This window comes from Paenibacillus glucanolyticus NBRC 15330 (assembly GCF_004000885.1).
Lineage (GTDB): Bacteria > Bacillota > Bacilli > Paenibacillales > Paenibacillaceae > Paenibacillus_AQ > Paenibacillus_AQ glucanolyticus.
In genome coordinates, this window is record NZ_BIMC01000029.1 from 21,503 (window position 1) to 44,708 (window position 23,206).

Consider the following 23,206-nt stretch of genomic DNA (forward strand, 5'->3'; position numbering starts at 1 on the left):
CGATAGTTGATTTTTTATAAGCCTCATTCGTTCCCCCTTCCGTACGTTGCTGTGAAACTCCCATATTAATAGTTTCTAGAAAAAAATCAGTCCTCCTTCCTCATTGACACATCAACATATATAAAACCCTTCATATGCCACTTCATGAAACAGAACACATATCACATCCCATTCGGGAACATTAAGAGTTCAATCTCCAACGTACCGTATTAGTTAAGTAGTTGTTAGATGCATCATGTGGATTTCAACCAAGGGGCAATATCAACTTCATTGGAATAGGTCAACGAAAGCCTATGCATCGCCCTGGTGCAAGCAATGTAATGAGATGAACCTCACATAGACAAAAACCAGGCTGCAATTACATGCATACCTGGTTTTTTTGCGTCCTTAACGCTGGTTTTTCGTCTGATATAAATACAACGTGGTCGGGGCAAAAATAGCGATAAACAGCACACTAACACCGATACCGGCCATAATCTCCGTCATGCTTGCTGTGCCGCTCATCAGCCCCCTGACGGTGGCTGCTGCTATGCTGATCGGATTCAATTCAATGAGAATCCCGATCCATCCCGGCATCGTCGCCGTATCCACCAGAATGTTGCTGGCGAACAATAGCGGGTATATCGCAATCATGCTGGACCCTGAAACCGTCTCTGGACGTTTAGCTATAACGCCAATCATCGCAAAAATCCAGCTGACGCTAAATGCAAACAACAGGATAAAGATAACAGCGCACATCACTTGGATCAAGCTGCCTTCCGGACGGAAGCCCAGCGCAAGCCCCGTTCCAAGGGCAACGATAACGCCCACCGCATAACGCAGACCGTCCGTAAGGATCGAACCGATGACGGCTGCTGGCTGCCAAAAGGGCAGTGTTCGAAAACGGTTGTATACCCCTTTGGTAATATCCGAACAGATCGTAGTTCCGCTGTAAACCGTCATGGGAACGACCGTTAAGATCAGGATGCCAGGCAAGAGGAATTGAATATAGACCCCGGTCGATCCGGCAATGGCTCCGCCAAACAAATAATTAAATATGAGCAGCAGCAGAATCGGTGACAGAATCGCATCCATCACAAGACTAAATCCGTTATTCTTCGTATGCTGCCAAGTTCTCCACATGAAGATACGGATAGCCGTGAATGCATGGGGAGGGCCGGAGACTGGGTGGGGCGGAGGAAGCATGCTGCCGACCGGATTACTTGTGTGATGGCTTAAACTCATGGAGTCCCCCCTTTCCTGGTCAAGGCCAGGAATACCTCATCCAGACTCGGTTCGCTCAGGGAAAAATCTTCAATCGCAATCCCGTTCTCCATCAATGTATGAATGGCCTGATTGGCAAGGCTCGCTTCCAACACCGGAATCTTGTATAACCGCAGGTGATCGCCCTGCCATACCCTTAGCCCATGCTCATCGTTCAGCAAAGCACTGATCTTATGCCAATCTCCCCGCTCCGTTGTTAATCGAATCGACAACGTCCGGCCACCGATGGACGCCTTCAACTGCTGTGGAGTCCCTTCCGCAATAATCCTGCCTTTATCAATGACAGCGATCCGGTCTGCCAATCGGTCCGCCTCCTCCAGGTATTGTGTTGTCAACAGCACGGTGGTTCCCTGCTGCAAGAGCGTCTTCACAATGTCCCACACCTGCATCCGACTTTGTGGGTCAAGGCCCGTCGTCGGCTCATCCAGAAAAATAACATCCGGCTTGGTCACGATACTTGCCGCAATGTCGAGTCGTCTCCGCATGCCTCCAGAATATTGCTGCACCGTGCGGTCCTTCGCCTCACCAAGCCCGAAGGATTCCATCAGTTCCTCGCTTATGGAACGGGCGGTTTTCGCAGAATACCCGTAAAGTCTTGAAATCAGCATTAGATTTTGAAGTCCGGACAACCCTTCGTCCAGTGCTGCAAACTGGCCTGTCAGGCTAATCTTCTTCCGGACGTTTCGAGCATCTTATACGATATCCAATCCGGCAACTTGCGCAGAACCGGCATCCGGCTTCAGGAGCGTTGTTAGCATATGGATGGTGGTTGTTTTACCGGCACCGTTCGGGCCCAGCAAGGCCAGCAGCTCTCCTTGCCCCAATCGCAGATCAATGCCTTGAACGACCTCGATGCCGTTATATGATTTGCGAAGCTTCTTGGCTTCAATGGCATATGGCATGTTTCACAGCTCCTTCTTATGATCAGAGACCCAATTTGCAAGCGTGGCTGCCGGCCGCCCCGTGACCTGTTCCACCGTTGACAATACCGTATAACCGATCTCTGGCGGATTTTTCCCCATTTGCACAAAAAACTCAATCGATTCCTCATCGTAGCCCTGCACTCTCCATTGATCTCTCGCTTGTTCCTCCGTCAGCTCTTCAAAGCGAATATTTTTGCCGGTCACTTCGCTTATGATCCGAACCGCTTCCCTACGGGAGAGGGCTTCCGGCCCTGTCAGAAAATACTCCTGCCCATGGTGTCCTTCTTCAACCAGTGCCGTTACGGCAACACGTGCGATGTCGGCCTCATGTATTCTAGCGCTCAAGGCATGACCGAACGGCTCCCGGACAACCTCCTCCGTTCGAATCGACTCCCTCCAATCCACCAGGATATTCGCCATAAATTCGCCTGGCTTCAGCAAAGTCCATTCCATTCCGCTCGCTCTAAGCGCTGCTTCAACAGGCCCTTCTTCAAAACCCACCAGTACCGTCACCCGTTTAACGCCTGCCTGCTCTGCCAGTTCAATGATCCGCGGATCGGTCTGAAGGGTTCCATAAGCCTCATCGCTCGATGTGATCACATGAAGTGCAGTGACTCCTTGCAGGGCAGGCACCAGGCTGTCCGGCTCGTTCAGATCTCCGGCAAGCACCTGAACGCCAGCCGGTAATTTCGCTTGTTGTGGATTGCGCGATATCGCTCTAACTTCCTTCCCCTGCTGTACAAGTTGTTTCACAATGTGCCTTCCCACGGTCCCCGTAGCGCCTGTCACTAAAATAGTCATTTTGAATATCCTCCTTGGAAATAGGTTACTGTTCATGATTTGATTTCGTAGCGATTTCGTATGTTCTCTAACTCTTGCAGAAGGTCTTCCTTCAGTTCCGGCGGCGATAGGATCTCCACCTTCGAGCCATAACTCAAGATGACCGAGATGGCATAAGCTGTGGTATAAAAGATAGTGTGGACGTCAACATATCCCTCAACGGAGATGAAAGCTTCCGGGAATTGCTCGGTCACACGAGGTCCAATGGATGAATCGAAGCGGAGATGCGCTTGAATCCCCGGTGCCTTCTTCTCTTCCCGGCCTTCCTCCAGGTTCTCACGTGGAAGGAAGTTCTCGCTGGATGCTTCAAGAGCGGATATACGCGATACTCTGAAGATTCGCTTCGCTTGTTTGAACAAGCAGTAAGCCTCCAAATACCACACGCCCTGCTCCCAGTAAAGATGGAGCGGCTCTACCTGCCGTTCGGAGCAGCTGCCGGATGCGCTGGTGTAAGTAAATTTAATAAGGTTGGATCGGTCCATGGCATGCAGTATCGGTTGAACCCACGTTCTCTCACGCTCCGATGTGCTCATGTCAAATATGATTTGTTCATGACATCCTCCGTTCAACAAGGCAGGCTGCAGGGTTCCGAGTTTGTTCATGATGGTGGTGTACTTTCCCTTAGCAGTTCCTTCTATGCCCTTTAAGAGATTATAGATAGCCAAAAAGTCATCAATGGAGAAGTGCTGTCTCGTCAGATAGAAACCGCTCATTAATTCAAACCCGCCATCCGCACCCGTAAAGGAAGCAACCGGAATGCCGGCTTGGTTAATGAGGTCCACATCGCGGTAGATCGTACGAACCGAGACCTCATACCGGGCAGCAAGCGCGGTTGCCGTCACTCTTTTTTTGTCAATAATTCCATCGTAATGCCAAGCAACCGGTCAAGTTTCATCGATAACACTCCTCGCGCTTGCACACTTTTTGGACTTCTGGATTGAATGATAAATTATGAATCCTGACATCTAGTATGTCAGGATTCAATGGCATTGAATATATTTTATTGCGCCATGCAAGTCCCTTTTCGGGACTTGCATGGCGCGATCGGGAATTATAAAGTAAGCCTGTCCATTGATCAGGTCAAATAAAAGAAGAAGCCGTAGATCGTCAGATCAAGGCTTCTTCTTTTATTTTTCATCTATTATGAATTGTTCATATGATGTATTTTTAATATAATTCCAATTATTGCGCAACGTACCGTGCAGAGTCGGAGGCATGCTTAGATGAAGATTGACCCTATGACGGACATGAACTTATTTCACCGCATTTCCTTCTGCCATCAATTCCTGTGCATAGTCATTCAGATTAATGGACTCGCCTTGATTCAGCCTCGATTTCTCGGCTGCAAACGCAATGAGATGGCTCCTCACGGAGGCACTGGCCGACGTCAGACTCTCCTGCCCGTTATAGCTGCGGACCTCGTTCAGGAAACTGGCCACAATTCCACTGTCGCCACCGCCATGACCGCTGGACTGCGAAGGGATCGTTATCTCCGTTTTCTGGCCTGTCAGAAAATCAAAGACCGTAATCTTGTCTTCCTCTCCCCGAAGCTCGCCTCGTGTCCCCATGATCTGGATTCTGCGCTCCTGTTCATATGTAAACCCGCACATGCTGAACATCGCGGTGGCACCGCCCTCAAATTCCATATTGACGACCTGATGGTCTACCACATTGTTGTCACTCCTGTACACGCAGCGGCCATAGTCCGTTTCGCGAAGCCCCTGAATAATGTTCGGCTTGGTCAGCTCCTGGGTAAAATGCCCCGCCCAGCCCTTATACTCCTGGCTCAGATAAAACCTCGGAGCCGAGTATGGGCAGGTGGCTTCCACCTGGCAGTCCAAGCAGCGGTCGGCCGATCCTTCCGGTGCCTGCTCCTCGCGAAAATGCATTAATGAGCCAAAAGAAGTGACCTGAGTGCACGGCCGATCCATCAACCAAGACAGCACGTCCATGTCATGGCAGGACTTAGCCAGAATCATCGGGCTGGCCTTATCGGAGTTATTCCAGTTTCCCCGTACAAAGCTGTGCGCAATATGCCAATATCCTACGTTCTCATTCAGTTGGATCGAAGCGACCTCACCGATCGTTCCCTCCTGAATTACGCGCTTGATGGCACTCCAAAAAGGGGTATACCTCAGAACATGGCATATGGTCAGCAGCCTGTTGTTCCGAACAGCCGCCTGCTCCATCATAAGACATTCCTTCGGTTCCGGAGACATCGGCTTCTCCAACAGTACATGGTACTGTTTATCCAGCGCCTGCATCGTCGGGCCAAAATGCATACGGTCCTGCGTGCAGATGACGGCAATTTCGGCAAGCTGCGGCTCGGCGAGCAGCGGCTCCCATGATTCGTAACAACGTTCAGGCGGAATTCCGTAGTTCTCGGCAAACCGGGTTCTCCGTGCCGAATCAGCCTCGGCTACTGCCACGAAGGTCAGCTCATGCGGGTAATCGAGGGCATAGGGTGCATAGCCCCCGGCGCCGCGCGCGCCTGCCCCGATCAATATGGCTTTGATTTGTGTCATATCGTGTCGCTCCTTTTATGTTAGGTACTCGTTCACTCGGTGTATCGATCCGCCGCGGACTGGTAGATGGCCAGATAGCGGTCCAATCCCATTTTTTGCAGGGTAGCTACATATTGGTCCCAGTTATCAAAAGACTCATTGCCGGCAATGAATTTATCCCTCATCTCATCCACGTACGTATTAATGTCGGTCTGAATGCTGGTAAGCTCGGACTGTTCATCGGCTGTAAAGTTAAACGGCGGCCAAACCTTGTCTTGAGGTATGACATACGGCTCCGCTTTTTTGGCGTTCTCTACCGATGTCGGCAAGCCCTCCGCTCCTTTAAAATACTTCTGCGCCACAAAACCTGGATAGTATCCCCCAGGCCAAATCAGGTACTGCCCTACCGCCTGGTCCAGATTAAGTCCGTCCGGGTTATTCTTAATATCGTCCACGTATTCCACATTGCCATCTGCATCCTCCGTGTACGTCTCGTCTTTCCAGCCCATGAAGAACATGCGGATCCCTTCATCGCTGTAGAAATAATCCATCCAACGGACCAGCGCCTCCGGACTCTTCGCTTTGTCTGTCAGGACAAACATCCCGATATTGCCCAGCGGTGAGCCTGTAGCACTGAACATCTGATCGCCGTGCGGACCCTTCAGTACCGAAAGCCCCACATAGCCCTTCTGGTTGTAAATGGCGACAGGATCCACGTTATCGACTACGCCCAGCAGCCCCTCCGTTCCCTTTGCATCCACCTCCGTGCTTTGAACGGACATGATATCCTGCTCCAGCAGGCCATCCTTATACAGCTTGTTCACATACTGAAGCAGTTCTTTGTAACGCGGATCAGACGGGATGAACCGAACCTTACCGCTCTCCGGATCGGTATCCACGTTAATATTGGAGGTTCCGTTATAATTGAGACCGAACGACCCGCGCAAATAATTCACAATACCAGTGGTCTTGACCCCACCCCAGGCATATTCATCCTTCTGGCCGTTTCCATTCGGGTCCTTCTCTTTGAATGCTTTTAACATATCGTAAAAATCATCCAGCGTTTGCGGTTCGTCCAGCCCAAGCTTGGTCAGCCACTCCGAATTCACCCATGGCGTTCCGTACAGCACGGAACGGAATTCCGGATCATACAGCGTCGGCAGCCCATAAATATGGCCGTCCGGCATCGTGATGCCTTTCTCGATAACCGGATACTTCTCCATCAGCGCCTTGAAGTTCGGGGCATATTGATCGATCAGATCATTCAGCGGGATAAAAGCACCCTGCTTGCCGTATTTCAGCAAGTCAGCCCTTGGGAAGGCAGAGGCGTAGAACATTTCCGGGTAATCACCACCGGCAAGCAGCAGGTTGCGCTTCTCTGCCAAATTATCCTTTTGCACCGTGTCCCACTTTACCTGGATATTCGTCGTTTTCTCATATTCCTGCCAGAGCTTGATGCTGTTCCAGTCGGCGTTGGCAAAGAACTTTCCGGCAAAACCGGTCACCGTGATCTTGTCATTGACAATTGGAAATCCCGTCTGATTAACCTTCGCCCCACCTTCCGCCGAATCCGATTCTGACGCTCCCTCCGAACCCTTCGAGCTGCAGCCCACCACCAGCGATACCGACAACATGCAAGTTAACAGAAGACTTCCCCATTGCTTCATCCCTGATCCTCCCCTTTTCATGTTCCTTCCTCATTATCCATTCAAGGAATTATCCTTTGATGGCCCCAATCATAACGCCCTTAACAAAATACCGCTGCAGGAACGGATAAAGCGCCAGCACCGGAATATTGGCCACGACCAGCACCGCGTATTTAATCCCTTCCACCTCTCTTTGCTGCTTGATCGCGGATTCGGTTGACATTTTGACCATGTCATTCGTTTGCCCCTGAATCAAAATTTCGCGCAGAATGAGCTGCAGCGGAAATTTATCCTTGTCCGACAGATACAGCAGCGCATTGAAAAAAGCATTCCAGTGACCGACCGCATAGAACAGAATGGTTACTGCGATAATCGGCATGGACAGCGGCAGAATGATCCGGGTTAATATTTTGATGTTCGAGCATCCATCGATGGTCGCAGCCTCCTGCAGTTCGCCCGGTATGGACTGCTGGAAGAAGGTCCGCATAATGATAATGTTCCAGATGGACACCGCATTCGGGATAATCATGACCCACAGCGTATTCAGCATGTCAAGGTTCTTGATCAGCAAGTACGTCGGAATCAGACCACCGCTGAAAAACATGGTAAAGACAAGCAAGGCCATAATGGCATTCCGGCCTACAAAATCCTTCCGGGACAGCGGATAGGCCGCAAGAATGGTCATCGCAAGGTTAATGAACGTCCCGAGCGACGTGTACACCAGCGTGTTGGTAAAACCGCTGATAATATCCTTGTTCTGAAATATTTTTACATAAGAGTTCAGGTTGACTCCCTTGGGCCACAGCAGCATCTCGCCCCGGAGCACTGTCTGCGGATCGCTGAACGATGCGCTGAGCACAAACACCAGCGGGTACATGACGATGATGGTGACCAAGATCAGAACCGTATAGTTGATGATATTGAAAATTCGGTCTCCTCTGGATTCAATTTGCATGGTTCATTAAGCACCCCTCTTTACCAAAGACTTGTTTCACTCACACGCCTCGAAATAAAGTTCACAACAACCAGCAAGACAAAGTTGATGATGGAGTTGAACAAACCGATAGCTGCAGAGAAGCTGTACTCGGCATTCTGGATCCCCATTCGGTAAACATAGGTGGCAATAATGTCGGAGCTCTCCATATTCAGATTGTTTTGCATCAGGAGCACCTTCTCGAAACCGATGCCCATGATGCTGCCCATGTTCAGTATGAGAAGAATAATAATCGTCGGCATGATGCCGGGGATGTTAATATGCCATATGCGCTGCAGCCGCGTGGCGCCATCAACCCGCGCAGCTTCATGCAGCTGGTTGTCAATGCCGGCGAGGGCGGCCAAATAAATGATGGAGCTCCAGCCCATGGTCTGCCATACATCCGACAGAACGTATAGCGACTTGAACCAGGAAGGCTCGGTCATGAAATTGATCGGCTGGCCGCCAAACATTTCAATGAAATGATTGATGATACCGTAACGGGGCGACAGAAAAATCATCATCATTCCGACAACAACCACGGTAGACAGAAAATGGGGAGCGTACGTAATCGTCTGCACGAATTTCTTGAATCGTTCAGCCCGGACCTCATTCATGAGCAAAGCCAGAATGATAGGGATCGGGAAACCAAGGGCAAGACTGTATAAACCGATGCCAAGCGTATTTTTGATCAGTCGCCAGAAATAATAGCTGTTAAAGAACCGGTCAAAGTGCTCGAATCCAACCCATGGACTGCCCCAAATCCCTTGTGTTGCTATGAAATCCTTAAAGGCGATTTGGATACCGTACATCGGAACGTACTGGAACAGGATGTAATAGGCGATGACCGGGGAAATCAGAATATAAAGCTGCCAATTACGCAAGATGCGATTCCACTTGAAGGGGCTGCGTTTCGTTTCGGTTACCGCTTGTACTGCGGGCTGTACGGTCGTTTTAGCCAATTTAGCATCACCTCGGGTATGTATTAGTCGATTTCTTGTGCAGCGCCATATTCGTTGATGGATTCCCCCTTATTTTTCTGTGATCAGCCATGTTGTGAAGCTACCGCCTACGGCCACCGATGGATGGATGCGGTTATTCGGGCGAATATATGTCATATATATTAACGTGGGATAGATCTATAAATAAAATCCGAATAAACGGATGTTGCAACATATAACCTGTATAATTTTTGGATTAAAGAGCCTTTTATTTTGGATTTTATTTGGAGACGAATTGGTATATAGGAGACATATTCCCTTGCAATAAAGAACATGTAATATCAACGGAAGGAAATTGGATTAATTTTTATATATCCTTATATAAAAAGAAATGAAAACGCAATCAAAAATTCATTGTAGCGATACGAAGATTATTCCACTTCGATTCCAAATGGAGAAAACACTCCAAATATCTCAGCGATTTCACTCATAATAATATAGAGATTTTGTATTGTCAAACTTTTTTTTGGATTATTTTGGCGCAAACTTTTTCTCATTTTGGTGATAAAAAGCAAAAAAGCAGCAGCCAATTTCCCTACTGGCCGCTGCTTAATGAGTATATAACTATCCTATAACGTTAATAAATCTAACTTTTAATGTAAAAATTAATTTCTGGTGAAGTGAGAGGATTCTCGAACGACTAGAGAACCCGGCAGCAATATTTTGGTCGCCATCGGAAAATGTCCGTCTAAATAATCCACGATGGATTTGGCAGCTACTCTGCCGATTTCGTATTTGGGCACGGAAACGGAGGTTAACGGCGGTGTAGTATACTGGGCTACATCGATATTGTCCATCCCCACAATCGCAATATCCTCCGGTATGCTGCCATGATTCTCAACAACGGCACGCATCGCAGGTATAGCCAGCATGTCACTGGCACAAAAAACAGCAGTGGGCCATTCCGCCTTCGGAAGCCGTTCCAGAAGCTCGGACATCTTGCTGAAGCTTCGATCCACATTCCATCCTGTATTCATCAGCCACTCCCCCTGCAGCTGCAGGTTCGCTTCAAGCATGGCAAATTTATATCCAACAAACCGTTCTTCGCTCTCCATCTGTTTGGAATAGGCGGGCCCTCCGATATAAGCAATCCGCGTATGTCCTTGATCAATCAAGTGACGTACTGCGGCCCTTGCCGATAGAATGCGGTCACAGTCAACAACAGGCACGGTCAGCCTTTCATCGTTCAGGCTTACGCCCATGATCGCAACACCATTCTGCTGTATCAGTTCAAACAGTTCTTCGTCGTACCAGCTGATGGCAACAATCCCCTCGGCTCCTGTCTCCCTCAGCATCAGCCGTATTTTTTCCGCATCGCCCACTTCCTCGCATGTACGAACGATAGCTGGAGGCTGCCCGAGCTCCTCCATTTTTTTATGAAAACCGGCTAATACCGTTGAGAAATAAGGGTGATCATCCATCAGGTGCTGGGGAACGATACATGCAATCCGCTTGGCAACTGTGCCGTTGTTCTCATTAGCGTGTCTGGACGGTTCATGTAGTTTGTAACCAAGTTCAAGTGCTGCTTCCCGGATTTTCTGCTTGGTTTCTTCGCTGACCGGACGGCTGGCATCATTGCTGATTGCCCGCGATACCGTAGATATGGATACCCCGACCCGCTCGGCGATATCTTTAAGCTTAGCCAATCGCACTTCCTCCTCCGCAAAATTTGGAACCAAATTTTTCTCCATCCATGATCATAGCATAAACTTTGTCGGTTGGGGGCGTCAAATTGACACTGTTCCACTGATGACAAGCTAGACTCATGGTGCGTGGTCCGGGGCATGCTTGGATGGCTGTCGACCATCTCTGGAATGTTGACCCCACTCCATCATTGAACTGGCAAGAGGAGGAATGTTTGCGTTTGCGTCTCCCGGATTCCTGTATTCCGGAGCAGCGACAATGCCGCTGCTGTATATGTCAGGATCGGTAATCTGGAAGGGAAGCTGACAGGGATATCATTTAAGTCTCAAGCGCAGCATGATCAGGGCTTTTCTCCTTGCCTAACCGGAACAATACAAATGACGCTGCCATGGCAACAGCAACACCAACTGCCCCGATCCAGGTGATGGACGATAAGGAGATCTGCTCTACGGCAACTCCCCCGATTCCTGCACCGGCAGCCATGGACAGCTGCATCATCGATTGGTTCAACCCAAGCATGACACCGGAGGAGTTCGGCTCCAGCTGGACCAGGTTAAACTGCTGCGCCGGACCGCTGGACCAAGCGGCTAACGACCAAATAACAAGGATGACTAACACGGGAATGACTGATGAAGCTGCATGGGTAAAAGTAAGAGCGATTAACGCAAGAATATGCAGCATCATACCTCCGGTTAATGTGGAAGAAACTCCCCACCGGTCCGTGCTGAATCCCCCGAATTGGGAACCCATGAGGCTGGCTAAGCCAAAAGCGAATAGCGCTGCACTAATCCAGCTTTCATTCAAACCGCTGACCATAAGCAGATAGGGAGACAAGTACGTATAGGCAACGGAATATCCCCCCAGCCAAAAGAACGTGATCGCCAACCCGAGGGCCACTTTAGGCTTCTTGAGCAGCGCGAACTGCTTGAGTAACGGGACCGGTGCATCTCCTTTGGTTATTGGGATTGCCTTGTATAGAACAAACATCGAGATCACACCCAGGATGGCAATAAACCCGAACACCGACTTCCAACCAAAAGCGGCAGCCACCACACGTCCCAGAGGGACGCCGATGATGAGAGAAGCTGTGAACCCCATAATTACCGTCGCGATCGCACTAGCCTGTTTGCCAGGAGCCGCGATTTGGGCGGCAATTCCGAGCGCGGTGACAACGACCATGCCTGCACCCATCGCCATAAGAACGCGCGCAAAAACAAACGGAATATACCCCGGAAGTGCATAGGACAACACATTGGCAATCACAAAGATGCCTAATGAATAAACCAACAGCTTTCTTCTCTCCACCTTGGCTGTCAGTGCCATAAGAATAGGGGTCAGAATGGCGTAAACCATTGAAAATATCGTGATCAGCTGGCCTGCGGCGGTGATTGTAATCCCTAATGAATCCGCGATTTTATCCAAAATTCCAGATATAATATATTCCGACGTTCCTACTAAAAAGCTGACGATAGCCAAAAAATAAACTTTCCAAGCACCAGTCATGATTCCACCCCTTTAATATATTTATATATCGCAAATTATCGATGTTTTAACTAATAAAAATACATATCGTAATATGTAGATATGTAATGCAAAACAAGACTGAATATTCCTTATTTCTTAAGGAAGCATTCAGTTCTTGTGCTATATTTCCTGCTTCAAATACTCACCGATTTCACGAATGACTTCTTCGTCCCGCTTATAATACGTAAATTTCCCTAACCGCTCCGTCTTGATCAGGCCCGCCCGATGCAGAATGGATAAATATTGCGATGCGGTGGACTGCGTCATATTCAGCTTCTCAGTCACCTGGCTTACACATACCCCGATTTCTCTCATATCAATCCCTTCGTGGGGCGTAAAATATTGTTCCGGTTCCTTGAGCCACTGCAATATCTCGAGCCTCGATTCATTCGACAACGCTTTAAAAACTTCTATTGGTTTCATACGTATCATTATATCGAGAATCATCGATATGTCAAATGTTATTTCGGAACGACTTGATGCCATATCGTATTGAGTACAGCAGGATGGCCCCAACATGTTCCGGCCCTACAGCTTGCCATCAGCCGCAACGCCTGACTCCACGCCATCTCCGCCTTTGTCCCATTACAGCCGACCGCCGCAACGGCGATCAGCGCACTCCTCATTACCAAACCCCATTTTTTCTCATCGACATCGCTTCCTTCCCTATTTCTCGCAGAATACTTGCCATGATGCTCTTCTAAATGAATCCCTCGGATTTATGCTGCTTGCCCATCTCCTTCATAACAATCGAGTGCCCTAACCCCAGGGTCGGATCCACCGAATTTTTAAAGCGTTTTTATAACTCTCTATATCCCGTCCATTAACATGTACTTTCTTCTTCTGATCGCATGTGTTTTCCTAAGCTAGCGTTACATCACCTGAGCCAAAACGCAAAAAAAAACGGCATTTCTGCCGTTTGGGTTAAAAAAGCTTATTTTAAATGAATCTCTATCCAGTCCAGCAATGATTCCTCTGCGGGCTTCCAGCCGAGTAAATTCCGTGCGTGAACCGCACGCACACGACTGTTGGAAGCGATAGCGAACCGCGCCCAATCCCCTAGCTCAGCGATCGCATCCTCAGCGGACCAAGAGACCGTTTTTCCGCCGAACCCGAGCGCTTTACTGACAGCTATGGCGATATCCCCGTAGGATTCCTCTCCGTTTTCAGCGAAGAAATAAGACGCAGACGGAGCTTTCGTAAGCGCCAGCAGATATAGCTGCGCCAAATCCCGAATATGGACGTTGGACCAGCGGTTGACACCTTTTCCTACATGAACGCCTGCCCCTACCTCACGGGATTTCCGAATGATTTGAGGCAGCTGGTCACTGTCTGTCGGCAATCCAAGCGCCTCTCCATATATCATGGAAGGAACGATTACGACACTTCGGACCGCATCGTCTATTCCGGCTCTGCGCACCTGGTTGTTGATTGCTACGCGATCTTCCCGGGTATCCATCGGCGTGAAAGGTGTCTCTTCATCATAAATTTGCTCACTGACAGCATCTCCCCTGGCATCATCGCCGACCACACTGGACCCGGACGTATGCAAAAAGGGTTTACCGCTGCCGCGCAAAGCCGATATAAAGGTCTCCACAGCGAGACGATGGTCCGAATCCGCCGTATGAATGACCGCATCGCTCTGCTATGAACGCCTCCTACGAATAAGCCTTAACAAGTTATCCTCATTCTAATGGCAGTCCAATATATAAAACAAATTATGAAATAACGCATTATACATAAAAATATTTATATATGATCCCTTATTCGAGACATCGTTGCATGAAGCTGGGGCAGATGTTTATGTTTGGTTTGATATGCCAAGTACAGTTTGTTGGATATTAAACTTGTATATGCTGCAAAAGCTTCTATACCATTCAAAATCAATCACGATCATTGCCTCCTGTCATCCAATATTCCCCATTTATTCTTCCGTATCACGCTATTCTCCCCCTGAGCAGTCCCCGCACCCTATGTCTGAAATGTAATCACACGCCATCGAAACAGCAATGAACCTCGCCGCTGTAAGAAGTGACGAGGTTCATTTCGTTTCTTTCAACCCTTAATATTCCATGGACCTGCAAGCGTGCGCTTTAATTACAACAGTCCCGACTTCTTCACATTGGCCAGGAAATCATGGAACTCCGGAATATTCAGCTGCTGCGCCGCGTCGGACAATGCCGTAGCCGGATCGGGATGAACCTCAACCATGACTCCGTCTGCACCTGCTGCAAGCGCGGCTCTGGCACATGGAGCCAGGATGTCCTTACGGCCCGTGGAATGTGTCACATCCACCAGCACCGGAAGATGCGTCTCTTGTTTCAGGATCGGCACTGCCGAAATGTCCAGCGTGTTTCTGGTTGCCTTCTCATACGTCCGGATGCCGCGTTCAATCAGCATCACCTGCGTATTGCCGCGGGATACGATGTATTCCGCAGCATGCACGAACTCGTCGATCGTAGCTGCAAGACCGCGTTTTAGCAGAACCGGGGTTTGGACGTCTCCGGCTGCTTTTAACAGTTCAAAGTTCTGCATGTTCCGGGCGCCGATCTGAATGACATCAATATATTCGCAAGCAAGCTCGATGTGAGCAGGATCCACGATTTCACTGATCGTTTTCAACCCGAACTCAGAGGCTACTTCCTTCAGAATTTTCAAGCCTTCTACACCCAATCCCTGAAAATCGTAAGGCGATGTTCTCGGCTTGAACGCGCCCCCGCGCATCACGGTAATGCCCGCCTCCTTCAGGGCAGCCGCTACCTGGCGCACCTGCTCATAACTCTCGACCGAGCATGGCCCTGCAATCATCACTGGCGTGCCGCCGCCGATGATCGTGCTGCCCAGCTGAATGAGTGTATCTTCCTGTTTCTTCTTCCGGCTGACCAGCAGATGTTTCTTGTGATCGACCTGCTGCAGCTTTAATGATGCCTGGAATATCTGTTTGAACAAATGACGCACCGTCTCATTATCAAAAGGACCTTGGTTAAACTCAACCAGAGTATCCAACATTTTTTTCTCGCGTACCGGATCAAAATCGGGCACTCCCTGCTTCTCTTTCTCCTGACCGATCTCCTGGGCAATCCGCGCCCGTTCAGACAGCAGCTCCAGCAGTTGTAGGTTTACGGAATCGAGCTCCGATCTTAATTGTTCCAAACGTCCTTGACTCATACAGAATCTCTCCCTCTCATTTATCTGATATATAAAAAAACAAAAAGACCCCCCGCCCGGAAAGGGACGAGGAGTCGTGGTACCACCCTTATTAGATATGCTGAAAAAAAAGACAAACACATCTCACTTGAACCTCTTAACGCAAGGGTTACGGGTAATCCTACAGCCTGCACACACTGCATTGCAAACGATCAGAATACCAGCTCCGGAATGAACTTCAGCCAAAAACCTTCGCCCGGGCGCTCTCAGTCGGTGGCAGCCCTTTCCTGTCAGGAACGTTATTTCGCTTACTCTTTCCATCATCGCTTGTTTTAACATATCGTGTTAGTTAATTTAGATGCATTGTATTACAGTCAGTACGGATATGCAAGAGTTTTATTTAACGCTCAGTTGCTTTGATGCAGCAAAGATTTAAATGGCCGGTCCCTCCTGTCAGGAACGAACATTCACCTTCTGCGCTTGATACACAGGGTTTGCAAGCCGTAGCTTAATCAAGCCGCAAGGGATCCGATTGAAGCGAATAGTAGGTTATTGTCCAAGCATACGAACCTACATTCCAATAAATGCATTTCTGCTAGAGGGTCCCCAGTTAGCCCCCATATAACCTGCCATTCCCTCCAAATTAACAAAACAAGGAAGTACTACGTATAGGATACCTGGCACTGCATTCCCTCTAAATGTCATAACAAACCTCATACCTGTATGGTCAGCAGGTGTTATCATTCCCATTTCAGGGCGTATTGAATTTGCGGCTGTAAGTGCATCGCCCATTCCTACGCTTGCTATACCCGTTGGACTCTCCATATTACTTCTAATCCAGTAATTAGAAATAGTAGTCGCTGATGCTAAATCAGTCCGCTTATCATACATCATTACAATCTGATTAGGAGCGACTTGCCTGGCCTCTAGAAGAATGGGGTGTGGCATCGCTAGACGGTCGTTGTAATGCATCAATTTGTTCCCTCCGCAACATGTTCTCAATTAGTCAAATGACCATATACCATATGTTACTTGACTGAGTTGTGTTCACATTAATTGTTGAGTGCATTTACGACCAATCTGATGGCTCAGATTACTAGTGTTCTCCAGCCATCCTCATGCCTTCAAACGGTAAATTGCCTTATTGTCGAGTCCACGGATCATCGGTGTCCACGGCTCCGTCTCAACCGTTGTATCCAGGGCATCCTCTACCATCTGCAGCTTGGCGTCCAGCAGGTCGATGTGATGCAGCGCAACGGCTTCTGCCGTTTGCGGCTGAACCGGACTCCCCCACTCTCCCAGATTATGATGGGACAGCACCAGATGCTGCAAGCCCAAAACCACTTCGGATTCAAGCGGAATCTCGTTCTGAAGCGCAGCCTCCACAATCCAGTTGGAGGCGAGGGCGATATGTCCGATCAGCTTGCCCTGGTTGCTGTAATCCGTTACGATGCCCATCTGTGCAATCATCTCTTCCGGCTTTGCAATGTCGTGAAGGATGATGCCCGCCTTGATGAAGTCAGGCTTCAGAAATGGCCGCTGCTTGCAGATGAAATCGCCAATCTCCAGCATGCGCACAATATGATAGGCAAGTCCGGCAAAGTAGGCATGATGATAGGTTTTCGCAGCAGGATAATGCATCAGCTTCTCCTCCACCTTCGCCACGCAATACTGCACGATTGTTCTTATCTGCGGCTCCGTAATCTCATTCATCGTCAGTTTAATTGTATGTAACAGGTCAACGGGGCGTATCGGTGCAGCCCTCACAAAGTCAGTCAACGAAACACCATCCTCCTCGGATGCCTTCCGGATTCGGCTGATCTTGACTTGAGGCTGATCCCGGTAGCTCAGAACGGTTCCCTGAATCTTAACTAATTGCATGGGCAAGAACGTTTCTTTATCCTGAATGGTCACATCCCAGTACTTGGCGGATATTTGACCACTGGCATCCGAGAGCACAATATCAAAATAATCTTTTGGGGGCGTGCCGCTGGTCTGTCTCATATTCAATTCTTTTAACAAGTAAAAGCCGACAAAATCGTCTTGTATGCTAAGTTTATTAATAGGCTTCATCTGTTCCCTCCCCGAAAAAATCCCATTAGGTTAACTATAACAAAGTCCCGTGCAAGGCGTCCATCACACGGGATTCTTGTGCCTATCGGAATTAGGGTATCGACTCGCTAAGTTTAACGAGTTATATTCAAATTTCTTATCAACCAGGGCATTACTAATGGAAGAACCGTTTTAGGCTGCATCGCTTTGGTGTGATCCATATCATTTCCTTTTAAGATTTCTACATCCCATCCAAGGTGTTCTAACTCTTGTTTATTTTTTTGAAGGATTCCGATAATATCAACTGTAACACTGCCAAAGTTTTCTCCATAGACAATGGTGTCTTTTTCCCCAGCAAACGCCAATCTCGGAATAACCAATTTATGTTGAATTTCTCGATCATCAAATTCCATCAAATTTTCGTACATTGTAACAAACTGTTTCGTTTGATTGGGGTTGATCTTTACCTGGATGCGATCCCAATCAACCTTTTCTGGACTACGCTGGTCTTGTTCATCAATAACAGGAGAATGTTGATTATTCAAAGCTTGTTCGTATGTTTTATTTGTCACCACCATCATCTCTTTATAGGGACCGTCTATTGCCGGAAAACCACCCATGATTAAGCTTTCTAGTCTATCCGTCCGAATGGCTAATTGTAATCCAACTGAAGCTAACCAAGAGTAACCATAATAACTAAACTTCTTAACGTTCATTTCATCAGCAATTGTCAACAGATCTTCTACTATATTTTCAGGTGTGAGATTCTCTGGGATCGGATGCTGCATACGATGTCCTTCATAGTCAAAATATAAAATCTGAAACTTGTCCGCGAGTCCCTCGATAAAATGTTTTCCTAATTCAGGGTCTACTCCCCACAGCCTTAAGTTTTCGGCTTCTTGTCCATAAACGGATTCTTTAGCAGCCGGGAGCATGATTGTTGCAGAGTTGGGATTTCCAACGAAACCAACCTTCAATTCGGATTCATCTATCAGCTTTATGATCTTCTCCATTTCGATCACTCCTTAATTGTTATACGAATATCATATAACATTCATGCAATCTTTCAGTTTTTCACTTTTCCCCCCTCCTGTATTAGGACTTTATGAAAAATATGTTATTGTAGCACTTGAAGGTTCTACTTTAAAAAGGGAGTTAACAAATGGAATCATATACCCCCAAACAAATTGCAAATATCTTCAATGTTAGTACAACAACTCTGAGAAGATACGAAGAACAAGACCTCATTCCTGTTGTACCGAGAACAACAAGTAATCACCGTTACTATAAATCGATACACTTCCAAGCTTTTACTGCCATTAGAGCCTTGTTAAAAGGATATGACATCCCCATGATTTACGAAGTCATGAGAATGATTAAACACGGAAGGTTTGAAGAAGCACTTTGGTTAGTGAATGAACAGCAATTCCATATACAAGTGGAGAAACAGCGAGTGGAAGAAATACTAGGCATGATTCAAAACACTGATTTTACTAAATATAAAAATGTAAAATTAAATGAATGGATGAGTATTGGAGAGGCTGCAAAAATATCGGGAGTAAAAACATCAGCTATCCGTCATTGGGAATATGAAGGGTTAGTTCATTCAGAGAGAAACGAAGAAAACGGTTACAGAATGTTCTCCATCCCTGAACTGCGTAAAATACTGGTTATAAGCAGTTTGAGAAAAACCGTTTATTATATAGAAAATATGAAGAAGTTATTAAATGATTTAGACACACAAAACTATGGTAAAATCGAACGTTCCTTTCAGTTGGCTTTGGAAAATCTGAACAATCAACTATTATTGCAATTGAAAGGAATAGCAGAACTGATGAAATATATACATTTTTTCACAGGGGCTGTCCCATAAGTAAGCTCTAATTCACTTTGTACAACTCGATTCAGAAGAAATTCGTGCAAAGAGGGCATCTCACAAGATTTAAGATCTTTTGGGACACCCTCTAGTTATACTATTGTTAGACCTATAATCCACCCTGTTAAGGGTTTTTAGATTTGGGACAGGTCGGCGCGTGTTATAAGTTCACTCCAGGTCATGGGCTGTGGCTGTTTAGAACCGTGATAGACCGGGTTCGTAAACGCGAGAAGCTGTCCCGCTTCGTCACGGATATCGAACCGATACCAATGGTAACCTTCGGATTCCCACGGGATCGCCCATTCCATTATAATAGGCTGACCTTCCTCTTGAGCTGCCGCAGCTGCTTGGGAAGAATCAATCCTGCCGTTATGAACCAGCGCGACTTGAACATTCACCTCGCTTGTTATACGCAGCGTACAGTAAATCATACGGTTATCCTCTGCTGCATCCTTGCCTGCGAAGGCAGCGGACATGTCACTGCCAAACCGATATTCATCGCGGCCTGCCCGAATCGCAGCCTCAAGGATGGGCCCCCGTGAAACGTATACGCGACCGCGGCGCACCCCCTCCAGGACAGACTCCGCCGATAAGTGCTCACACCAGACATAGGTAGCCGGGTCACCGATCAAGGAAGGCATATCGCAGTCCTCATAACGTTCTGTAGGCAGCATATGAGAATCAGACCCGCCAATCCCCGTCAGCTTATGCCCTGCATTCCAGCAAACACTCCACAATTCCAACGCTTTCTCCGCTGCTGCCGGATTCGGCGAATAGGTTGGATCGTTCCATATTTCGATCGAGTGAATATCGCTTAATGAGGTTTCCCCGTATTGCCACGCCCATGGAACCAGCATGGGATGATTGATGGAGCATACAGCTCCCTGTTCCGCTGCTTCCTTCATCAGGCGGTCCATACCCTGCTGTGTAGTCAACCCGCCGTCCCCTGCGGAAGAACGCCAATCCATCCACTGCCGCAGACCAAGCGCGTTCCAGTGACCATCTCCTGCCGTGATTTCCACGCCTGGAATAACAAGCACGTCTCCAATCGGCCATGAAGTCGAGAGCACGTTATGATCCGTTGCCGTGAAGAAATCCAACCCTTGCTTGACTGCTTGTTCCCGGTTCATCCTCTGGGTCATCTTGCCGTCGGACAGCACCGTATGCGTATGGAAATCCCCCTTGTACCAACGGCTCCCTTCCTGCCATATCTTCTTCCAGTCGTAACGATCCAACACAAAGCCGGCATGCTCTCTTCCCGAACTCCAATATTCCCGGTCCCCTTGCAATTGTTCCGACTGATATGGCTCTGGCAGAGGACCGCTGCCTGTTTCCCACTCTGCCTCCACCTGTTTACCTGGGTTCGCACTGAGCTCCAGTCTCCATGTTCCCGGCATAATCGGTCCTGGTATGGCGATTGGACTAGTCAGTTCGTGGTGCCTATGTACTATAATCAGACGTTCGTTCCCGCCATCGAGAAAACAGAAGCGTAATGAATGCTCGGCATCCCACAAGTATCCCCTCGCCCAAGATTGCTCCACTTCAAAATGCAAACGCAATGCAATCCACTGCTGGCCCTCTTCTACTTCAATCGGAAAAAACTCCGTCAAACTCTCCATCGTAACAGACAAGCGTCCCCTGCTCATTTTTCATTCACCTTCCTGCCCCAAAATATCTATAACATAAAGATCTGATCATCGTAACCTCAAGTCTCTTCGTTAACCGAGTTACGACAGCATGCATCATCCTTCGCTGCAAGTCACTCGCGTTGTTAGGAAGGACGATCACTTTCGTACTATCCAAGCGTTCCAATCATAATAATGCCTGCCGTTATCGCAATCGACATGACAATCCGTACTCTGCCCTGCTGTTCCTTCAGAATCAGAATACCTAGCAATGTCCCGAACACGGTTCCGATTTCGCGAATGGGTGAAAGATGAGACAGCGGCCCCAGATTCATAGCATATAAGAACAACAGGTAGGACCCAGGTGACAAGATGGATCCCACCACCAGTGCCACGGCATTGCTTCTCCATTCTTCCCTGATCTTCTTCGAACGGAGTGCCGGGGCTGTCAGCACCAGCATGTAACCGATATTACACAACCCCAGCAGAGCAAGCGGCGAAATATATTCCAGAATGAGTTTGTCTGTAAGGGTGTAGCCTGTAATGCACAAGCCGACTCCAAAAGCGAACATAAGCCCTTTTACGTACTGGCTGTCCTTCAGCAGCGCTCGATTCAGCTTAAACCCGCCGATCCGGATCAAACCGAAAATGATAATTCCAAGTCCAGCCCAGCCGTAAACGGAGAGCTCTTCATTGTAGATCATGACACTGAGAAGAGGGACCAGGAGCGCTCCGGTACCGCGCATAATCGGATACACCTGTGAAATTTCTCCGTGCTGGTACGCTTTGGACAACAGCAGGAAATATCCGCTCTGAAGTAAAATCGATAGTAAGATGAGAATATAGCCCTGTAAAGGGATGGTATGGTTCATAAACCAATCCACAACGACGGGGGTCAGCAGAATGAAACAAGGGATGTTGATTAACCACAGAAACACGTCTTTATTGATGCTTCGCTTCGCAAACAAGTTCCATATGGAATGCGTGAAGCCCGACGCTATTACTAATAACAATGCTAATGTTGTCATGTTTACCTCATCATTTCGTTACATCCACCTATTCGTACCAGTATCCCTTGATGCCTCGAGCCATGCGCATCAAGACCTCCAGATAGAAATAGTCGCCCCATATCATGAAATCGTCCGGCGCTGTATTTCCTCTCACATAATAGGCTCCATGCTTCAGTAATCCTTCGGCGTCTTGTTCGCCAATCGTTGAATAATGGCACACAAGTGATTCCAGCGTCAGCCTCAGCTTCTTCTCGAACTCCGCACGGTCCGGATCTACAGCATCCAGATGACTGATCAGTTCGACCATTCCGGCCGCAAAGATGGCAGAAGCCGAGCTGTCACGGTACGTATTCGTATCTATTGGCACGTCAAAATCCCAATATGCCACATGATCCTCTGGAAGGTGCCGAATGAAATAAGTCGCCATGCGCTTTGCCGTATCCAGGTAGAGCGGGTTCCCCGTATAGCGGTATGCCAGTGCGAATCCGTATACACCCCACGCTTGACCGCGGGACCAGGTCGATCCGTTCGTATATCCCTGATGTGTCGCTCCGCCCATCGCTTCTCCCGTCTCTACATCGAACACAAATGTATGGTATGAGCTATCGTCTCCGCGCACCAGATAACGACGGCTCTGATCCGCCTGCTTGATGGCAGCCTCGCGGTAGCGTTCATCCCCTGTTTGTTGGGAAGCCCAGAACAATAGCGGCAGATTCATAAGGCAATCGATGATCATTCGTCCGCCGTGCTGAGTATCTTCAGGCAGTCCCCATGCCTGAAGATACTGTCCGTTAGGACGCCAGCGGCGCATGAGTACATCCGCCGCTTGCAGTGTCAATTCCCTGGCTTCTTCATCGCGTTCCACCATCCACTGTGCCTGTGAGGACAAGGTATACAGGAATCCGATATCATGGTGATCCAGAACGCGATGGGACTCCATTCGCCGCTTGAAGCTTTGAACGGTGCGGCGAGCCGCCTCACGGTAAGCTTCATCGCCGGAATACTCATAGCCAAGCCATAACATTCCACTCCAGAATCCGTTGGTCCAATCCTCATTCGGATTCAGACCGTATTTGCCATTGAAGCTGACGTGCGGAAAATGATCTCCGAATCGCTTCGTATTGTCTTTGATTTTAACCAAAGCGTCCTCAATTGCTGCTTTCCACATGATCCTTCCT

The 23,206-nt window shown here is 48.3% G+C and carries 19 protein-coding genes and 2 pseudogenes; 1 reads left to right on the top strand and 20 read right to left on the bottom strand.

The genetic code is table 11. The annotated features are described in order from the left end of the window. Positions 1-387 precede the first annotated feature (387 nt). The 17 genes and pseudogenes from PGL02S_RS26185 to PGL02S_RS26260 all read right to left on the bottom strand — a co-directional run bounded on the left by PGL02S_RS26185 (position 388) and on the right by PGL02S_RS26260 (position 18,530). The gene (locus PGL02S_RS26185) at positions 388-1,224 is read right to left on the bottom strand and encodes an ABC transporter permease (protein ID WP_036643193.1); all 837 of its coding nucleotides are present in this window, start codon (positions 1,222-1,224) and stop codon (positions 388-390) included. After that, positions 1,221-2,165: pseudogene (locus PGL02S_RS29165) on the bottom strand (ATP-binding cassette domain-containing protein). Before PGL02S_RS29165 ends, PGL02S_RS26185 begins: the two are co-directional and overlap by 4 nt. Positions 2,166-2,168: 3 nt before the next feature. Next, positions 2,169-2,987, bottom strand: coding sequence for an NAD(P)H-binding protein (locus PGL02S_RS26195; RefSeq protein ID WP_036643194.1), 819 nt, complete (start codon positions 2,985-2,987; stop codon positions 2,169-2,171). A gap of 32 nt (positions 2,988-3,019) precedes the next feature. After that, a pseudogene (locus tag PGL02S_RS26200) lies at positions 3,020-3,921 on the bottom strand (helix-turn-helix transcriptional regulator). A 358-nt stretch (positions 3,922-4,279) separates the two neighbouring features. After that, positions 4,280-5,551: a Gfo/Idh/MocA family protein gene (locus PGL02S_RS26205; RefSeq protein ID WP_036643195.1), complete on the bottom strand. Its 1,272-nt coding sequence runs from the start codon at positions 5,549-5,551 to the stop codon at positions 4,280-4,282. Between the two features lie 32 nt (positions 5,552-5,583). After that, positions 5,584-7,197, bottom strand: a complete 1,614-nt coding sequence (locus PGL02S_RS26210; protein ID WP_086936503.1) for an extracellular solute-binding protein — start codon at positions 7,195-7,197, stop codon at positions 5,584-5,586. Between the two features lie 49 nt (positions 7,198-7,246). After that, positions 7,247-8,131 carry a carbohydrate ABC transporter permease gene (locus PGL02S_RS26215; protein ID WP_036643197.1) on the bottom strand — a complete coding sequence of 295 codons (885 nt, stop codon included), beginning with the start codon at positions 8,129-8,131 and terminating at the stop codon, positions 7,247-7,249. A 20-nt stretch (positions 8,132-8,151) separates the two neighbouring features. Further along, positions 8,152-9,111, bottom strand: coding sequence for an ABC transporter permease (locus PGL02S_RS26220; protein WP_006211928.1), 960 nt, complete (start codon positions 9,109-9,111; stop codon positions 8,152-8,154). 644 nt (positions 9,112-9,755) lie between these two features. Further along, positions 9,756-10,796: a LacI family DNA-binding transcriptional regulator gene (locus tag PGL02S_RS26225; RefSeq protein WP_036643198.1), complete on the bottom strand. Its 1,041-nt coding sequence runs from the start codon at positions 10,794-10,796 to the stop codon at positions 9,756-9,758. A gap of 316 nt (positions 10,797-11,112) precedes the next feature. Next, positions 11,113-12,297, bottom strand: coding sequence for an MFS transporter (locus PGL02S_RS26230; RefSeq protein WP_036643199.1), 1,185 nt, complete (start codon positions 12,295-12,297; stop codon positions 11,113-11,115). A gap of 141 nt (positions 12,298-12,438) precedes the next feature. Continuing rightward, positions 12,439-12,741, bottom strand: coding sequence for an ArsR/SmtB family transcription factor (locus PGL02S_RS26235; protein WP_036643228.1), 303 nt, complete (start codon positions 12,739-12,741; stop codon positions 12,439-12,441). Between the two features lie 38 nt (positions 12,742-12,779). After that, the gene (locus PGL02S_RS28435; RefSeq protein ID WP_164762894.1) at positions 12,780-12,950 is read right to left on the bottom strand and encodes a hypothetical protein; all 171 of its coding nucleotides are present in this window, start codon (positions 12,948-12,950) and stop codon (positions 12,780-12,782) included. Positions 12,951-13,252: 302 nt separating this feature from the next. After that, the gene (locus PGL02S_RS26240) at positions 13,253-13,915 is read right to left on the bottom strand and encodes an NAD-dependent epimerase/dehydratase family protein (protein WP_235187458.1); all 663 of its coding nucleotides are present in this window, start codon (positions 13,913-13,915) and stop codon (positions 13,253-13,255) included. A gap of 500 nt (positions 13,916-14,415) precedes the next feature. Next, a complete protein-coding gene (locus PGL02S_RS26245) occupies positions 14,416-15,486 on the bottom strand; it encodes a bifunctional 3-deoxy-7-phosphoheptulonate synthase/chorismate mutase (protein WP_036643200.1) in 1,071 nt (356 codons plus the stop codon). 549 nt (positions 15,487-16,035) lie between these two features. After that, the gene (locus PGL02S_RS26250) at positions 16,036-16,437 is read right to left on the bottom strand and encodes a hypothetical protein (RefSeq protein ID WP_036643201.1); all 402 of its coding nucleotides are present in this window, start codon (positions 16,435-16,437) and stop codon (positions 16,036-16,038) included. Between the two features lie 144 nt (positions 16,438-16,581). After that, the gene (locus tag PGL02S_RS26255) at positions 16,582-17,538 is read right to left on the bottom strand and encodes a 3'-5' exoribonuclease YhaM family protein (RefSeq protein ID WP_006211936.1); all 957 of its coding nucleotides are present in this window, start codon (positions 17,536-17,538) and stop codon (positions 16,582-16,584) included. Positions 17,539-17,651: 113 nt separating this feature from the next. Continuing rightward, positions 17,652-18,530, bottom strand: a complete 879-nt coding sequence (locus PGL02S_RS26260; protein ID WP_036643203.1) for an alpha/beta fold hydrolase — start codon at positions 18,528-18,530, stop codon at positions 17,652-17,654. A 149-nt stretch (positions 18,531-18,679) separates the two neighbouring features. On the opposite strand from PGL02S_RS26260, the gene PGL02S_RS26265 reads away from it, so the two are divergent. Next, positions 18,680-19,390 (top strand): MerR family DNA-binding transcriptional regulator, encoded by a 711-nt coding sequence (locus tag PGL02S_RS26265; RefSeq protein ID WP_036643205.1) that lies wholly within the window; start codon positions 18,680-18,682, stop codon positions 19,388-19,390. 137 nt (positions 19,391-19,527) lie between these two features. Here PGL02S_RS26265 and PGL02S_RS26270 read toward each other — a convergent pair whose 3' ends face one another. The 3 genes from PGL02S_RS26270 to PGL02S_RS26280 form a co-directional block, all read right to left on the bottom strand. Further along, a complete protein-coding gene (locus PGL02S_RS26270) occupies positions 19,528-21,039 on the bottom strand; it encodes a CehA/McbA family metallohydrolase (RefSeq protein ID WP_051449309.1) in 1,512 nt (503 codons plus the stop codon). Positions 21,040-21,188: 149 nt separating this feature from the next. Continuing rightward, positions 21,189-22,046 (bottom strand): DMT family transporter, encoded by an 858-nt coding sequence (locus tag PGL02S_RS26275; RefSeq protein WP_036643207.1) that lies wholly within the window; start codon positions 22,044-22,046, stop codon positions 21,189-21,191. A 28-nt stretch (positions 22,047-22,074) separates the two neighbouring features. Continuing rightward, positions 22,075-23,196 carry a glycoside hydrolase family 88 protein gene (locus PGL02S_RS26280; protein ID WP_036643210.1) on the bottom strand — a complete coding sequence of 374 codons (1,122 nt, stop codon included), beginning with the start codon at positions 23,194-23,196 and terminating at the stop codon, positions 22,075-22,077. Positions 23,197-23,206: the final 10 nt, after the last annotated feature.

Excerpts from the sequence above, each read along its gene's own strand:
- PGL02S_RS26280 (WP_036643210.1), bottom strand. The coding sequence starts at position 23,196 with ATGTGGAAAGCAGCAATTGAGGACGCTTTGGTTAAAATCAAAGACAAT.
- PGL02S_RS26250 (WP_036643201.1), bottom strand. The coding sequence starts at position 16,437 with ATGCATTACAACGACCGTCTAGCGATGCCACACCCCATTCTTCTAGAG.
- PGL02S_RS26265 (WP_036643205.1), top strand. The coding sequence starts at position 18,680 with ATGGAATCATATACCCCCAAACAAATTGCAAATATCTTCAATGTTAGT.
- PGL02S_RS26275 (WP_036643207.1), bottom strand. The coding sequence starts at position 22,046 with ATGACAACATTAGCATTGTTATTAGTAATAGCGTCGGGCTTCACGCAT.
- PGL02S_RS26245 (WP_036643200.1), bottom strand. The coding sequence starts at position 15,486 with ATGAGTCAAGGACGTTTGGAACAATTAAGATCGGAGCTCGATTCCGTA.
- PGL02S_RS26185 (WP_036643193.1), bottom strand. The coding sequence starts at position 1,224 with ATGAGTTTAAGCCATCACACAAGTAATCCGGTCGGCAGCATGCTTCCT.
- PGL02S_RS26270 (WP_051449309.1), bottom strand. The coding sequence starts at position 21,039 with ATGAGCAGGGGACGCTTGTCTGTTACGATGGAGAGTTTGACGGAGTTT.
- PGL02S_RS26215 (WP_036643197.1), bottom strand. The coding sequence starts at position 8,131 with ATGCAAATTGAATCCAGAGGAGACCGAATTTTCAATATCATCAACTAT.
- PGL02S_RS26255 (WP_006211936.1), bottom strand. The coding sequence starts at position 17,538 with ATGAAGCCTATTAATAAACTTAGCATACAAGACGATTTTGTCGGCTTT.
- PGL02S_RS26230 (WP_036643199.1), bottom strand. The coding sequence starts at position 12,297 with ATGACTGGTGCTTGGAAAGTTTATTTTTTGGCTATCGTCAGCTTTTTA.
- PGL02S_RS26235 (WP_036643228.1), bottom strand. The coding sequence starts at position 12,741 with ATGAAACCAATAGAAGTTTTTAAAGCGTTGTCGAATGAATCGAGGCTC.
- PGL02S_RS26260 (WP_036643203.1), bottom strand. The coding sequence starts at position 18,530 with ATGGAGAAGATCATAAAGCTGATAGATGAATCCGAATTGAAGGTTGGT.
- PGL02S_RS26195 (WP_036643194.1), bottom strand. The coding sequence starts at position 2,987 with ATGACTATTTTAGTGACAGGCGCTACGGGGACCGTGGGAAGGCACATT.
- PGL02S_RS26205 (WP_036643195.1), bottom strand. The coding sequence starts at position 5,551 with ATGACACAAATCAAAGCCATATTGATCGGGGCAGGCGCGCGCGGCGCC.
- PGL02S_RS26210 (WP_086936503.1), bottom strand. The coding sequence starts at position 7,197 with ATGAAGCAATGGGGAAGTCTTCTGTTAACTTGCATGTTGTCGGTATCG.